Origin of the sequence: Halomonas sp. 1513 (assembly GCA_001971685.1) — a bacterium.
Classification (GTDB): Bacteria; Pseudomonadota; Gammaproteobacteria; order Pseudomonadales; family Halomonadaceae; genus Franzmannia.
Genome location: CP019326.1, coordinates 2,041,739 through 2,056,965, shown reverse-complemented (window position 1 = coordinate 2,056,965; position 15,227 = coordinate 2,041,739). Strand labels below are relative to the sequence as shown.

The following is a 15,227-nucleotide window of genomic DNA, read 5'->3' as shown; positions in this document are numbered from 1 at the left end:
GGCGCTGGTACGCGCCGCACTTTGGCTGCCGCTATGGCTGATGGGACTGGTGATTTTCGCGCTCGGCCTTGCGCTGTCGCCGTGGGGCACCGGAATATTGCTGGAACAGGGACAGCAGCGCGGCTGGTACAGCTATGAATCGGCGCAGGGCGCACCGCTCGATCGCCTGCAACTCGACGGGCTACGGCTCGACGCCGGGCCCGCCAGCGTCAGCCTGGCGGAGTTCGAACTGGCCTGGGCCGATGACTGCCTGCTCAGCGGCCGACTGTGCATCGAACGCCTGGCGGTACGCGGGCTGAGCGTGCGGCTGGCGGCTGGCGATCCGGCTACCGATGACCCGGTGCCGGCCGCGGAGACGGCCGACGATAGCGGGCCGATCTCCCTGCCGTTCCCCATCGAGCTCCGATCGCTGTCCCTCGAGGATATCGATATCCAGCTCGGCGACGGCACCCGTCTGCACTGGGAGCGTTTTACCAGCGGCGCCACTGCCACCGGCAGCGACCTCGAGCTGCATGCCACCCAGCTGCACGGCCTGCGCGTCATGCTGCCGCTGACGCCGGGGGCCAGGCTGGCACTGCCCCCCGAGGACGACGCCACGCCGCGTATCGAGGCCGCGGCCATCGATGCCGCCATCGCCGCCCAGTCGCCGCTCCCCGCGCAAGCCGCGGCCGAGCTGGAGGGGCTGGCCAGCCTGCCGCTGGAGGAGCGCGAGCGTATCGCGCTGCCGGAGATCTCGCTGCCGCTCAACGTCAGCGTGCCATCCCTGGAGATCCTCGACAGTGAGCTCCAAGGCCCCGTCGAATATCGCGTCGAGCGCCTGGCGCTGGCGATCAGCGCCACGGGCCAGCAGGTCGATGTGACGAGTCTCGAGCTGGCTACCGCCGACGCGGACCTGTCGCTGGCCGCCAGCGTCACGCTGCGCGACGACTATCCGCTCGAGGCGCAACTCGACGGCGAACTCTTTCTCCCGGAGATAATGCCCGAACTGGCCGGCGAGCGGTTCAGCCTTACGCTAGCCGGCAGCCTCGCCGTACTCGACGCCCAACTGACCACTCGCGGCCAGCTCGCTAGCCAGATCACGGCTCGCCTCGACGTCCTCGATCCCACGCTGCCGATGCGCGTCACTGCCCGCGCCGAGCGACTCGAGTGGCCGTTGGCGGCGATGCGTGACGAGGACGCCGAACCGCCCTATGCCCTCAACGACCTGGTGCTGCGCCTCGAGGGTAGCCTGCTCGAGTATCAGGCCGCGCTGTCGGTCAATGCCGAGGGCCCCGAGCTGCCCGCCACGCGCCTGGCATTGAACGGCAATGGCGACCTCGAGCACTTCAACTGGACGCCGCTATCGGTCACCGTGCAGCAGGCCGGCTCGCTGATCAGCCACGGTGAGGTGCGCTGGTCCGACGGGGTAGACGTCAGCACCCGACTGCAGCTCAACAATCTCGACCCCGGCGCCTTCACCGATGCGGTTCAGGGCCGGCTCAGCGGCAATGCCCGGCTGGGCTTCGCCCAGTCACCCGAAGGCTGGGCGCTGGACGTCCCCGCACTGAGCATCCGCGGCGAGCTGCAGGACCTGCCGCTGGCCCTGGACGCCGAGCTGAGTGGCAACAGCGAGATGCAGTGGGACATTGCCAACCTCGATCTGCGCCAGGCGGACAATCGTCTCACCGCCCGCGGCCGCGTCGCCGAGCGCCTCGACCTGAGCGGCAGCCTGCGTGCGCCCGACCTCGCCGCGCTGTCACAGGAACTGGGCGGCAGCCTGCAGGGCGATTTCGACGTCGCTGGCACCCTCGAGGCGCCGCAGCTGCGCCTCGAGCTGGTCGGCGATTCGCTCTCCGCCGCCGACAACCGTCTCGAACAGCTGACGCTGAGCGCGCGGGTCAGCGGCCTCGACGACCCGAGCCTCGACGCGGCACTCGAGATCGAGCAGCTCAACGCCGGCGGCCAGCGCTTCTCCAGCGTCAGCCTCGGCCTCGACGGTCGACTGTCCGCCCATCGCCTCGAACTCGAGGCCCTTGCCGGCCCCGGCATGCCGCTATCGCGGGCGGCGCTGGCCCTCGACGGCAGCATGAACCAGGCCCGCGATCGCTACCGGGCGAGCCTGTCGCCGCTCGAGGTCGACAGCGAGCACGGCGACGTGCGGCTCGACCAGCCCATCGAGCTGGCCGCCAACCTCGACGCCGGCAGCGTGCAGGTGCAGCCTTTCTGCCTGGTCTACGACCGCGGCGGACGCCTGTGCGTGACCGATACCCTGCGCGCCAGCGGCGAGCAGGGCAGTGCGGCGCTGGCGATAAGCGATCTACCCATGTCGCTGCTCGAGGAGTTCATGCCCGAGGGCTGGTCGGTGGACGGCGAGACCCAGGCCGACCTGCGCGCCGAATGGGCGGCGGGCGGCAGCCGCTGGTCACTCGCCCTGGGCCTTGGCAGCGACCTGGCACTCAGCGGCCTGGATGCCTTCGGCCAGCCCTGGGAGCTGCCGGCCTCGCGACTTCGCCTAGATATCGATGCCAGCCAGGCGCGCGCCGAGGCCGAGCTGGGCATCTCGCTGGCCGATGCCGGCGATATACGCCTCAGCGTCGATATCGATGACCCGGTCAACCAGGGCCCGCTCAGCGGCCGCCTGGTACTTGATGACATCCGCCTGGCGCCCTACCAGGCGCTGGTGGCGGATATGCAGACCCTGGAAGGCACGTTGAGCGGTGATGTGGCCATCGGCGGCAGCCTGGCCTCGCCCAGCCTGGATGGCGATATCCGTCTCAGCGGCCTGGAAGCACGCGGCGGCGACGTGCCGGTGGAGGTGCGCGACGGCAATCTGGAGATCCTGCTGGCCGGGGACCGCGCCGATATCCGCGGCCTGATCGCCGCCGAGCAGGGCCAGTTGACCATCGACGGCAGCGCCAGTTGGCCCACCGCCGATGCCTGGCAGGCGGCGATCACCCTCGACGGTCGCCGTGATCCGCTGCTCGCCGAGCTGCCCGATATCGGCCGTCTGCGCATCGCACCCAACCTGTCGATCGAGGCCGACCCCGAGCGGCTCGAAGTACGCGGCCAGGTCGATGTGCCCTGGGCGCGTCTCGAGATCGGCCAGATGCCGGCCTCGGCGATCACCCCCAGCAGCGATGAAGTGATCATCAGCGAGCGCGACGAACGCCGCGCCGAGCGTGAAGCGGAGCGGGCCGCCGAACGCGCCGAAGAGGGCGCCGACGAAGCCACCTCCCAGGCACTGGCGGAGGCCGGGATTCAGCTCGACGTCCAGATCGACCTGGCACTGGGCCCCGACATGCAGCTCGAGGCCTATGGACTGGAGAGTGGGCTGCGCGGCAACCTGCAGGTGCGCCAGCAGACCGGGCCGGTGCAACTGTTCGGCGAGGTCAACCTGGTCGATGGCCGCTTCCGCGCCTTTGGACAGGATCTGTTGATTCGCCGTGGGCAGCTGCTGTTCAGCGGCCCCGCCGATCAACCGCTGCTCGACTTCGAGGCGATTCGCAATCCCAACGTCACCGAAGACGACGTGATCGCCGGGCTGCGGGTGACCGGCGCCGCTGAAGCCCCCGACCTGCAGGTCTTCTCGGAGCCATCGATGGACGAGGGCCGCGCGCTCTCCTATCTGCTGCGCGGCCGGGCGCCTGGCGAGGGCGACGCCGACGGCGCCCTGGCCTCGGCGCTGATCGGCCTGTCGCTGTCACAGACCGGCGGTGCCGTGGGGCAGATCGGTCAGGCCTTCGGCGTCGACGACCTGGCGCTCGAGACCGCCGGCACCGGCGACGAGAGTCAGGTGGTGGTCAGCGGGCAGCTGACCGACGATCTGCGCGTCAGCTATGGGGTCGGGATCTTCTCGCCGATTGCCGAGCTGACGCTGCGCTACACGCTGTGGCGTAATCTGTATCTGCAGGCTGTCTCAGGAGCAGCCCAGGCCGTTGACCTGGTCTACAGCTTCAGCCTGGGACGTGCCGAAGAGGCGCGCTAAGGCGCCAAGAGGATAAAGGAGAGCGGTATGCTATTGGGTGACAAGGCAGGCATGGTGGAGCCCGAACGCGCACTGCCGGGGCGCGACACAGCGCTGCGCGTGAGCGGCCGGCATCTAGTCAACGGCGCCAGCATGCTGCCGCCGTTTCCCGACGGCCATGAGCAGGTGGTGTTGGGGTTGGGCTGCTTCTGGGGTGCCGAGCGGCTGTTCTGGGAGCTTCCCGGGGTGTACGTCACGGCAGTGGGTTACGCCGGCGGCTATACGCCCAACCCGACCTATGAGGAGACCTGCAGCGGGCTGACCGGCCACACCGAAGTGGTGCGGGTGGTCTACGACCCCGCCCGAATGCCGTTCACGACGCTGCTGCAGGTGTTCTGGGAGGCCCATGACCCGACCCAGGGCATGCGCCAGGGCAACGACCGCGGCAGCCAGTATCGTTCGGCGATCTACACCACCAACGAGGCGCAGCTCGAGGCCGCCGAAGGCAGTCGCGACGCCTATCAAAAAGCGCTGCAAGGCGCTGGGCGGGGCGCCATCACCACCGAGATCGCCCCCCTCGAGGCGTTTTACCTGGCCGAGGAGTACCATCAGCAGTACCTGGCCAAGAACCCCAACGGCTACTGCGGACTGAAGGGCACCGGCGTCAGCTGTCCGATCGGCTAGCCGAGGGGATCGGCTGCCCGCTGGCGGCGCTGCCCAGCGCCGACCAGTCGTTGAGCTGCTCGGCGACGCGCCGACCCAGCCATGAACGCAGCCCGCCGCGGCGGTATTCGAGAAAGCCCACGTGGCCGCCGTGGCGGGCGATCTCCACGCGCACCGAGTCCGAGGGTGTCGGCAGGCGGTCGAACAGGTCGCCGGGCATGAAGGGGTCGTCGGCGGCGTGCAGGATCAGCGTCGGCAGCTCGATATCGCCGAGCAGGCGACCCGCCGAGGCGCGCCGATAGTAATCGCTGGCCGAGCTGAAACCGTGCAGCGGTGCGGTGACCTCGTTGTCGTAGGCCCAGAAGCTGTCGAGCTCCTTGAGCTGGTGCGGTGACAGTGCGATCGGCATGGGCCCCTGGGCCATCTTGGCCATCACCTTGCGCTTCAGCGAGCGCAGCAGATGGCGCTGGTAGACCCGGGCGAAGCCGGTGTTCAAGGCATCGGCACTGGCGGCCAGGTCGAGGGGCGCGCAGATGGCGATGGCACCGGCCAGATCGAGTCCATCGCCGCCCTGTTCCGCCACCAGCTTGACCAGCATGTTGGCCCCCAGCGACACCCCGGCGGCGACCTTGATGGCGTGGGGGTAGCGCTGGGCGAGCTGGCCGATCACCCAGTAGGCGTCGGCGGTATCGCCGCTGTGGTAGGCCCGCGCCAGGCGATTGGGCGCCTGGCCGCAACCGCGAAAGTGCATCATCACCGCGCGCCAGCCGGCCTGCTGGGCACTCCACAGCAACTCGCCGGCATACGGGGAGTCCAGCGAGCCCTCGAGGCCGTGGAAGAGAATGAACAGCGGTGCATCGTCGCGCGGTGGCGCCTGGCGCAGCCAGGCCAGCTCGACGAAGTCACCGTCCGGCAGGTTGAGTATTTCGGTATCCCGCGCCAGCCGGCGCCGCGGCAGTATCCGCGGCAGCAGGGTCTGAACATGGCGATTGCTCAGGCCACGCGGTGGTGCGTAATCGGCGGGAACGATGGTACGTGACATGCCGGCCTCGATGGATGGGCGTACTTCAAGCTTATCGTGCTGTCGCCGCCGCGCAACCCGTATCAGCGTTCGCCGTGTGCCAGCTGGGTCAGATTGCGCTGCCCGCTATCGGTGATGGCGATATTGTCCTCGAGGCGAATGCCGCCGCAGGGCGCCAACTGCTCGACCAGCGGCCACTCGATCTGCTGGGCCAGACGACCGCCGCGCAGCGGCTCGAGCAGCATCGGAATCACGTAGCAGCCGGGTTCGATGGTCACCACCATGTTCGGCGTCAGGGTGCGCGTCAGGCGCAGGGCAGGGTCGCTGCTCGGCGGCGCAAGCGGTTGGCCGCCATCGTCCTGCTTGCCGCCCACGTCGTGGACCTGGAGCCCCAGCGAGTGGCCCAGGCCGTGGGGGCAGAAGGCCCGCGTTATCCCATCGTGGACCGCCGCCTCGGCGGAACAGCGAATCACGCCGTGCTCGATGAGCACCGCCGCCAGCGCATGATGCATGTGCTGGTGCAGCGCCACGAACGTCACGCCCGGTGCACAGGCGCTAATCAGCTCGCGCTGCAGCGACTGCATCGCCTCGAGCAGCGAGACGAAAAGGCCGGGAGCGTCAGGGCCTGCCCAGGTGCGGGTGATGTCGGCGCAGTAGCCAAGCTCGCGATGGCCGGCATCCACCAGCAGGGCATGGCGCTGGCTGGGCGTCCTGGGATCATAGTGCTGGTAGTGCAGCACGCCGGCGTGCTGGTTGAGGCCCACGATACTGGCGTAGGGCAGCGACGACTCGCGCTGACGACTGGCCGCCAGATAGGCGAGGTGGATGTCCAGTTCGCCGGCACCGGCCTCGAAGGCGTGCTGGGCGGCGGCATGCCCGGCCAGCGCGGCGCGATTGGCGTCCAGCAGGCAGGCCAGCTCGTGGGGCGTCTTGTGCAGGCGGCCGCGGTCGAGGGCGTCAAGCAGCGCCGGTGGGTTGAGCGTAGCGCCCATGGCCTGGGCCTGCTCGGCGTCGAGGTCGCCAATCACCGCGCGTCGCGTCGCGACGCAGCCGGGGGGCGTGGCGTCATCGCAAAGGCGTATCTCGAAGGCCTCACACCAGGCGGCCTCCGGTCGCTGCGCCGGCAGATGCCAGAAATCGGCGGGGGCATGGATCTGTAGCAGCGGCGGGTGACCAGGACGGATCAGCAGCCAGCTGTGGCTCAGCTCGGGCAGCGGCGCCCAGTGCACGAAGTGGCCGTAGGCGCGAAAGGTCGGCGCCTGATCGTCTCCGTAATGCAGGCGCGGAGCGCCGCTGTAGATCCACAGCGCGTCAACGCCTGCCTCCTCGAGGCGCTCGGCGTAGGCCTGCTGTAGCGTATCCAGATGGGCCAGGTGCAGGGCGTCGCGGTGGTGCATCGCAGCGCCGCTCATGGCTCGATGGGATCGAGGCGATCGACGCGGTAGAGCTGTGGCACCTGGTCAAGCCCCTCGACGGTGCAGTCGAGATCGGTAACCCGGCCGTCACCCAGCCCATACACCCAGCCATGCACGGCCAGCGGCTGGTCGCGCTGCCAGGCGCGCTGAATGATCTTGTTGCGCGCCAGGTTGTCGACCTGGGCCTTGACGTTGAGCTCGCACATGCGGTCGACCTGCTCGTCGAGACTCAGCTCGGCGAGTTGGTCGCGATGCCGGCTGTAGAGCTCGCGCACCGAGTGTAGCCAGAAGTCGACGATGCCGTTCTCGCCACCCTGAACGGCGGCACGTACCCCGCCACAGCCGTAGTGGCCGACCACCATGATGTGCTTGACCTGGAGTACATCGACCGCGTACTGCACCACCGACAGGGCGTTCATGTCGTTGTTGTGCAGCAGGTTGGCGACGTTGCGGTGGACGAAGACTTCGCCCGGGGGCAGGTCGATGATCTGGTTCGCCGGCACGCGGCTGTCGGAGCAACCGATCCACAGATAGTCGGGGTTCTGCTGCTGCGATAGCTGCGAAAAGAACTCGGGATCCTGCTCGCGCATCTGCTCTGCCCACTCGCGGTTGCGCTCGAGCAGTGCTTGCATGCGTTCGTTCATGGCGAGAAAACCTGTAGCAGTGGCATGGGTGGCGCTTCTTTTACCGTGAGTCTGGCAGCCGGTCAACGCCATCGCCACTCCCGGCGCTGCTCGAGGGCTGGTATCATCTGCACAGCGTTTCAATGCTTTAGCGTATTTCAGGAGATGTCAGTGTCCCAGTACGACTACGATCTTTTCGTCATCGGCGCCGGTTCCGGCGGCGTTCGCGCCGCGCGTACCGCGGCGGCTACCGGCGCGCGTGTCGCCGTAGCCGAGGACCGCTATCTCGGCGGTACCTGTGTCAACGTCGGCTGCGTGCCCAAGAAGCTCTACTCCTACGCGGCCCACTTTCACGACGCCTTCGACGACAGCGTCGGTTTCGGCTGGACCCTGCCCGAGGCGCCGCGCTTCGACTGGGCGACCCTGCGCGACAACAAGGTAGCCGAGATCAAACGCCTCAACGGCATCTATGGGCGCCTGCTCGAGGGCGCTGACGTGACCCTGATCAACGCCCGCGCCAAGGTGCTCGACGGGCATCACGTCGAGGTCGGCGGTGAAACCGTGAGTGCCGAGAAGATTCTGGTCGCCGTGGGCGGCTGGCCCTGGGTGCCGGACTTCCCCGGAAACGAGCACGTCGTCGACTCCAACCGGGTGTTCGATCTCGATAGCTTTCCCGAGCGCTTCCTGGTCCTCGGCGGTGGCTATATCGCGGTGGAGTTCGCGAGTATCTTCAACGGCCTGGGCAGCGAGGCGCATCTCGTCTACCGCGGCGAGCTGTTCCTGCGCGGCTTCGATCGCGAGGTGCGCGAATTCACCCGTGATGAAATGGCCAAGAAGGGCGTCAAGCTGCACTTCGAGACCAATATCGAGCGCATCGACCCGGCGGGGAGCGCCTATCGGGTCACCCTGACCAGCGGCGAGACCCTCGAGGTCGACGCCGTGCTTGCCGCCACCGGCCGCAAGCCGCACCTGCAGGGCCTGGGCCTCGACCAGCTGGATGTCGCGCTCAACGAAGATGGCACCATCAAGGTCAACGAGCGCTACGAGACCTCAGTGCCGTCGATCCTGGCGCTGGGCGACGTCACCGGCGGCCCCGAGCTGACCCCGGTGGCCTTGGCCGAGGCCATGCACATGGTCCAGCACCACTTCGGCGATGCGCCGCCGCGGCCGCTCGATTATCACAACATCGCCACCGCGGTGTTCTGTCATCCCAATATCGGTACCGTAGGGCTCTCCGAGGAGGCGGCCCGTGAGCGGTGCGGCGAGGTACGCGTCTACTGCGCCGATTTCCGGCCGATGAAGCACACGCTGTCGGGCAGCGACGAGCGCTGCCTGATGAAGCTGATCGTCGACGACAGCAGTGACAAGGTCGTGGGAGCGCACATGGTCGGCGAGGAGGCCGGCGAGGTCATTCAGGGCATCGCCATCGCGGTGCGTGCCGGCCTCAGCAAGGCGGATTTCGACGCCACCGTGGGCATCCATCCCACCGGCGCCGAGGAGTTCGTCACCATGCGCAGCGTGACGCGGCGCTGACGCGGCGCCGTACCACCGCGTCACTACGCAAGAGGCCGCCTTCGGGGCGGCCTCTTGTCGTCTGGGCACACCGCGATCCACTACCGCGCCCGATCTGGGCTAAACTGAGCGAGTGGCCCGGGCCGAGGCGGTTGCGCCGGGGCGCGAACATAATTCAGGGTTATGGATTACGCGCCACATGATAAGGGGCTCTTTGATTTATGTATAAGTGCTTGTTATCATGTGACGCAAATTCGCCAACTGCGAAGTATAATGATGAACGTATCCGCACAGCCGTTTACGACCTCTGCTGATCTCGCGCGTCCCAGCGTGGCCGATGCCGTGGTGGGGAAGTCCTCCTCGCCGCTGTTCATTCGCAAGCCCAACCCAGACGATGGGTGGGGCATCTACGAACTGGTAAAGGCGTGCCCGCCGCTCGACGTCAACTCCGCCTACGCCTATCTGCTGCTCGCCACGCAGTTTCGCGACAGCTGCGCCGTGGCCACCAACGAGGAAGGCGAGATCGTTGGGTTCGTATCGGGCTACGTGAAGAGTAACGCGCCTGACACCTACTTCCTGTGGCAGGTGGCGGTCGGCGAGAAGGCTCGCGGCACCGGCCTTGCCCGGCGCCTGGTCGAGGCGGTCATGAGCCGACCCGAACTGGTCGACGTGCACCATCTCGAGACCACCATCACCCCCGATAACGATGCCTCGTGGGGGCTCTTCAAGCGCCTTGCCGACCGCTGGCAGGCGCCGCTCAACAGCCGTGAATATTTCTCCACCGATCAGCTCGGCGGCGAGCACGACCCGGAAAACCTCGTGCGCATTGGCCCCTTCCAGCCAGACCGTATCTGAACCCATTTCCAGTCGAGCGGCCGCCCACGGGCAGCCGCGCGATACGCTTTTGCCTGCGTGTTCGTGACACGCCTGCCCCTTTACTCATCAGGAGGTCGATAATGCAGACCCAGATTCTCGAACGCATGGAATCCGACGTTCGCACCTATTCACGCTCGTTTCCGGTGGTCTTCACCGAAGCCAAGGGTGCGCGTTTGACCGCCGAAGATGGCCGCCAGTACATCGATTTCCTGGCCGGCGCCGGCACGCTCAACTATGGGCACAACCATCCCAAGCTCAAGCAGGCCTTGATCGACTACATGGCCGGCGATGGCATCATCCATGGCCTCGACATGTGGACCCGCGCCAAGCGCGAATATCTCGAGGCGCTGGAGGAACTGATCCTCAAGCCGCGCGGCCTGGAGTACAAGGTGCACCTGCCTGGCCCGACCGGGACCAACGCCGTCGAGGCGGCGATTCGCCTGGCGCGCGTGGCCACCGGCCGCCACAACATCGTGACCTTCACCAATGGCTTCCACGGCGTGACCATGGGCGCGCTGGCCACCACCGGCAACCGCAAGTTCCGCGAAGCCACCGGCGGCATTCCCACCCAGGGCGCCTCGTTCCTGCCCTTCGACGGTTACCTGGGCGAGCACGCCGATACCCTCGACTATCTCGAGAAGCTGCTCGGCGACAACTCCAGCGGCCTCGACATCCCAGCCGCGGTGATCGTCGAAACCGTGCAGGGGGAGGGCGGCATCAACCCGGCGGGCATCGAGTGGCTGCAGCGCCTGGAAAAGATCTGCCACGCTCACCATATCCTGCTGATCGTCGACGACATCCAGGCCGGCTGTGGCCGCACCGGCAAGTTCTTCAGCTTCGAGCATGCCGGGATCAAGCCCGATATCGTGACCAACTCCAAGTCGCTCTCGGGCCTCGGGCTACCGTTCGCCCACGTGCTGATGCGCCCGGAACTCGACAAGTGGAAGCCGGGCCAGTACAACGGCACTTTCCGCGGTTTCAACCTGGCCTTCACCACGGCCACGGCCGCCATGCGCCACTTCTGGAGCGACGACACCTTCGAGCGCGATGTGCAGCGCAAGGGCCGCATCGTCGAGGAGCGTTTCCAGCAGCTGGCCGAGTGGCTCACTGCCAAGGGCATCCCGGCCTCGGAGCGCGGACGCGGCCTGATGCGCGGCCTCGACGTGGGCAGCGGCGAGCATGCCGACAAGATCACCGCCGAAGCCTTCGAGCAGGGGCTGATCATCGAGACCAGCGGCCACGATGGCCAGGTGGTCAAGTGCCTGTGCCCGCTGACCATCAGCGATGAAGACCTGCTCGAGGGGCTGGATATTCTCGAGGCCAGCACCAAGAAAGTCTTTGGCTAACGCGCTATGCTCCAAGCAGGGTTCGATAGCAGAGCTTGGCAGTAGAAGAGCAGGGCACGGGCATGCCTGGTACCCTGAACATACACGGCCCGCTGCGGTGGGCCGTTGTTACGTTACGCGCCTGTCGTCACGGCACCCGCGATTCACCGCATTCAGGAGATCACACACATGATCGTTCGTAACCTCGAAGAAGCGCGCCAGTCAGAGCGTCTGGTCAAGGCCGAGAACGGCAACTGGGACAGCACGCGGCTGCTGCTGGCCAGCGATAACGGAGGCTTCTCCTTCCATATCACGCGTATCTACGAAGGCACCGAGACCCACATCCATTACAAACACCACTATGAAGCGGTGTTCTGCATGGAAGGCGAAGGCGAAGTCGAGACCTTGGCCGATGGCAAGATCTGGCCGATCAAGCCGGGTGACATCTACATTCTCGATCAACACGACGAGCATCTGCTGCGTGCCAGCAAGACCATGCACCTGGCCTGCGTGTTCACGCCGCCGATTACCGGCACCGAAGTGCATCGCGAGGATGGCTCCTACGCGCCGGCCGAGGACTGAGCTCGACTGACGCAAACAGCCATTTCGACGCCTCGGCAGGCTAATTACCTGCCGGGGCGTCGGCGTCTGGGCGACTCGATCAGGGACGCTGATCGAAGACGATGGTGATCTCGCCGAGGGTGATGCCGAACTTGCGCATCGCGGTACGGTTGATAAGGCGGCCATCCGGCTGCAGGTACATCCAGTCATCCATCTGGAAGGTAATCTCGCGACCGACGACCTCGACCGCCAGCGGATAGCGCATATTGAAGACGTGGCCGTGATGTTCGGCATCGACCGAGCCCTCGACGTCATTGGCGCTACCGCGCCAGCGGTTGTCATCGATGCGCTCGAAGGTCCAGACGCGGCGGTCGGTTTCGCCATCGTCAAACACGAAGTGCTCGTCGAGCACCAGGGTCTGGCCGTCGTAGCTGCCATCGATATCCACCGTGAAGCGACGCTGCACCTCACCGCGGAAATCCTGGACCATGCCCCAGGCGCGGGTCTCGCCGGTAAAGTACTCGGCGATGTCCAGGCGTGGCTCGCTTCCCGCATAGTCTTCCACATCGACACCGGCGCAGCCGGCCAGCAGCAGAGTTAGCCACAGCACCAGCCAATGGCGATGGAATAGCGGGGGCTTCTTGTACATTGACTGATCCCTTGCATGATGTTTGTAGCGCTATGACCCTCAGCTGGCTACAGGGTTCGCCATATCATGTAGCAATACTTGGCTTCGCATAATATATATTATGTTAAATTGAGTGACTGTCCCGGCCAGTGTCGGGAAAGCCATTGGACAGCCCTCCATCACACTCCTTATCATCAGCGGACCAGTTTCAAGGATTCTCCCTATCCCATGTCGATTGTGATGCGGTTTCGAGGCGCACTTCCTGCCACCGCCCTGGCCTTGCCACTCCTGCTGGGTGGCTGTGCCCTGTTGCAAACCGAGCCCGAGCCTACCCCGGAACCCCTGCTCACCGAGATGCAGTTCGAGTCGCGGGTGGCGCAGCTCGAGCAGCGACTGGCTGAACGCTGCGATGTGCATGAACAGCGGCTGACGCAGCACAGCGATGATACCCGTCGGCTGACAGCCGATGTGCGTGAAGTGGGCAGCCTGGTGCGTCAACTGCAGGACGATATCGAGCTACTCTCCGATGATCCGGTGATTATCCCCGCCCAGTGCGAAGAGGATGCCGATAGCCCGCTCGATAACAAGGAGATCCTCGGGCGCAGCGAGTGGATCGGCTTGCCGGATGTCGGCACCTATCTCAAGGCGCGGGTCGACTCCGGCGCCAACACCTCGTCGCTGTCGGCCACCGATATCACTCGCTTCGAACGCGACGGCGACACCTGGGTGCGCTTCAAGCTGGCATTGAACGATGACGCCGTGGTGGTCGAGCCGGTTCGCGACGAGTGGATCGAGGCCCCCGTGGTGCGCCGCGTACGTATCCTGCAAGCGGCTGGCGAAGAGTCACGCCCGGTGGTCAGGATGCTGATGACCCTGGGGCCGATTCGCGAACAGGTCGAGTTCACGCTGAATGACCGCAGCCACCTCAACTATCCTGTACTACTGGGGCGGCGTTTCATGATGGATATTGCCATCATCGATGTCGCCGAGACCTATCTTCACCCGCGCCCCGAGTTTCCGGGCGGCCGTCCTGCGGACGAAGCCGGCGAGGATGAAGCCACGGATGACGATGAAAGCGAAGCCAACGGTAGCGAATCCTGACGCGCTGCCGCTGACCGGGCCGCACAGGCCCCTTCGTCGCACAAGGAATTTCCATGTCACGTCTGCCCTTCTATCTCATCGTCGGCGCTCTGATGATCGCCGGCATCGCCCTCAGTGTGCATCGGCATATCCAATTCGAGGTCCCCTGGACACCCGGCGAGCAGCGCCAGGTCTGGGAAATCGAAGCGCAGGTCAATTTTACCGCCCGGGGCGGGCCGGCCATGGTCGACATGGCGCTGCCCTCCCACCAGCAAGGCTATCGCGTATTGACCGAAAACACCGCCTCGCCGGGCTACGGGCTCTCGTTCCTGGAGGATGAGCGCGGCCGCCGGGCCCAGTGGTCGATCCGCGACGCCGTCGGTAATCAGCAGCTCTACTACTCGGTACAGCTGCTGGTCGCCCCTGATGCCCGTCCGCCTCAGTCGCGGCGTCCCGAGCTGCAGGACGACGTGGTCTGGGAGCGCCCCTACGACACCGCAGCCAATCAGGTCATCGAGCGCGCCTGGCAGCGCTCCGCCACCCCCTTCACCTTTGCCCGCGAGCTGATTCGCGACTTCAACGACGATCGCCAGGGCGAGAATGCTCGGCTACTGCTCAATCAGTTCGATCGGGCACCGCTGCTGGTTCGCCTGCTGAACGAGGCCGGCGTGCATGCCCGCGCGGTCAGCGGCCTGATGCTCGAGGATGGTCGTCGCCGCCAGAGTCTCTCGACCTGGGTGCAGGTCTTCGATGAGGATCGCTGGTCTCTGTTCAACCCGGTCACCGGTGAACAGGGACGCCCCGACAACCTGCTGATGTGGGAGGACAGCGATCAGGCGGTGCTCGAGGTCCAGGGCGGCAGCAACTCGCGCATCAGCTTCTCGATGATCCAGCACAACCAGCCTGCCGCGGCGGCGGTGCGCAACCAGCTGTCCAACGACACCCTGATCAACTTCTCGATTCACAGCTTGCCTCTCGAAGAGCAGGCGCTGTTTCAGACCATCCTGCTGATCCCCATCGGGGCGCTGGTGGTGGTGCTGCTACGCGTGTTGATCGGCATCAAGACCTCCGGCACCTTCATGCCGGTGCTGATTGCCCTCGCCTTCATCCAGACCACGCTGATGACCGGCCTGATCGGCTTCCTGCTGATCGTGGCGGTCGGCCTGGTGATCCGCAGCTACCTGTCGCATCTCAATCTACTGCTGGTGGCGCGAGTGTCGGCGGTGATCATCACGGTCATCGCCATCATCTCGATCTTCTCGGTACTCTCCTATCGCTTTGGCCTCAACGCGGGGCTGACGATCACCTTCTTCCCAATGATCATTCTGTCCTGGACCATCGAGCGGATGTCGATCCTGTGGGAGGAGGAAGGTCCCAAGGAAGTGCTGATTCAGGGCGGCGGCAGCCTGCTGACAGCGGTCATCGCCTACCTGGCCATGAACAACCCCTGGGTGAGGCACATCACCTTCAACTTCCTGGGCGTGCAGATGATCCTGATGTCGTTGATCCTGCTGCTGGGCAACTACACCGGCTACCGGCTGCTGGAACTACGCCGTTTCAAGCCAGTCACGGAGGATTGA

12 protein-coding genes are annotated in these 15,227 nt (G+C 65.9%); 8 read left to right on the top strand and 4 right to left on the bottom strand.

The annotated features are described in order from the left end of the window. Window positions 1–40: 40 nt before the first annotated feature. Window positions 41–3,964 (top strand): hypothetical protein, encoded by a 3,924-nt coding sequence (locus BWR19_09175; GenBank protein ID APX93086.1) that lies wholly within the window; start codon window positions 41–43, stop codon window positions 3,962–3,964. A 27-nt stretch (window positions 3,965–3,991) separates the two neighbouring features. Beyond that, entirely contained in the window at window positions 3,992–4,627 is a 636-nt protein-coding gene (locus tag BWR19_09170) for a peptide-methionine (S)-S-oxide reductase (protein APX93085.1), read from the top strand. Here the strand turns inward: BWR19_09170 and BWR19_09165 are convergent. The 3 genes from BWR19_09165 to BWR19_09155 all read right to left on the bottom strand — a co-directional run bounded on the left by BWR19_09165 (window position 4,608) and on the right by BWR19_09155 (window position 7,686). Then, complete coding sequence (locus BWR19_09165; protein ID APX93084.1) at window positions 4,608–5,648, bottom strand: hydrolase; 1,041 nt, start codon at window positions 5,646–5,648, stop codon at window positions 4,608–4,610. The two genes, BWR19_09170 and BWR19_09165, sit on opposite strands and share 20 nt — an antisense overlap. Window positions 5,649–5,710: 62 nt before the next feature. Next, window positions 5,711–7,039: a Xaa-Pro dipeptidase gene (locus tag BWR19_09160; protein APX93083.1), complete on the bottom strand. Its 1,329-nt coding sequence runs from the start codon at window positions 7,037–7,039 to the stop codon at window positions 5,711–5,713. Beyond that, entirely contained in the window at window positions 7,036–7,686 is a 651-nt protein-coding gene (locus BWR19_09155) for a carbonate dehydratase (GenBank protein APX93082.1), read from the bottom strand. Before BWR19_09155 ends, BWR19_09160 begins: the two co-directional genes overlap by 4 nt. A gap of 144 nt (window positions 7,687–7,830) precedes the next feature. Between BWR19_09155 and BWR19_09150 the strand changes: the two genes are divergently transcribed. The 4 genes from BWR19_09150 to BWR19_09135 all read left to right on the top strand — a co-directional run bounded on the left by BWR19_09150 (window position 7,831) and on the right by BWR19_09135 (window position 11,960). Beyond that, window positions 7,831–9,198: a glutathione-disulfide reductase gene (locus tag BWR19_09150; protein APX93081.1), complete on the top strand. Its 1,368-nt coding sequence runs from the start codon at window positions 7,831–7,833 to the stop codon at window positions 9,196–9,198. A gap of 255 nt (window positions 9,199–9,453) precedes the next feature. Further along, on the top strand, window positions 9,454–10,032 hold the full coding sequence (locus BWR19_09145; GenBank protein APX94971.1) for a diaminobutyrate acetyltransferase: 579 nt from the start codon (window positions 9,454–9,456) through the stop codon (window positions 10,030–10,032). Between the two features lie 101 nt (window positions 10,033–10,133). Beyond that, on the top strand, window positions 10,134–11,399 hold the full coding sequence (locus BWR19_09140) for a diaminobutyrate--2-oxoglutarate transaminase (protein APX93080.1): 1,266 nt from the start codon (window positions 10,134–10,136) through the stop codon (window positions 11,397–11,399). A 168-nt stretch (window positions 11,400–11,567) separates the two neighbouring features. Then, window positions 11,568–11,960, top strand: a complete 393-nt coding sequence (locus BWR19_09135) for an L-ectoine synthase (GenBank protein APX93079.1) — start codon at window positions 11,568–11,570, stop codon at window positions 11,958–11,960. 79 nt (window positions 11,961–12,039) lie between these two features. Here the strand turns inward: BWR19_09135 and BWR19_09130 are convergent, their stop codons facing one another. Continuing rightward, window positions 12,040–12,588 carry a hypothetical protein gene (locus BWR19_09130; GenBank protein ID APX93078.1) on the bottom strand — a complete coding sequence of 183 codons (549 nt, stop codon included), beginning with the start codon at window positions 12,586–12,588 and terminating at the stop codon, window positions 12,040–12,042. A 219-nt stretch (window positions 12,589–12,807) separates the two neighbouring features. On the opposite strand from BWR19_09130, the gene BWR19_09125 reads away from it, so the two are divergent. Together BWR19_09125 and BWR19_09120 are read left to right on the top strand one after the other, a co-directional pair. After that, entirely contained in the window at window positions 12,808–13,668 is an 861-nt protein-coding gene (locus BWR19_09125; protein ID APX94970.1) for an ATP-dependent zinc protease, read from the top strand. A gap of 53 nt (window positions 13,669–13,721) precedes the next feature. Next, a complete protein-coding gene (locus BWR19_09120) occupies window positions 13,722–15,227 on the top strand; it encodes a gonadoliberin III (protein ID APX93077.1) in 1,506 nt (501 codons plus the stop codon).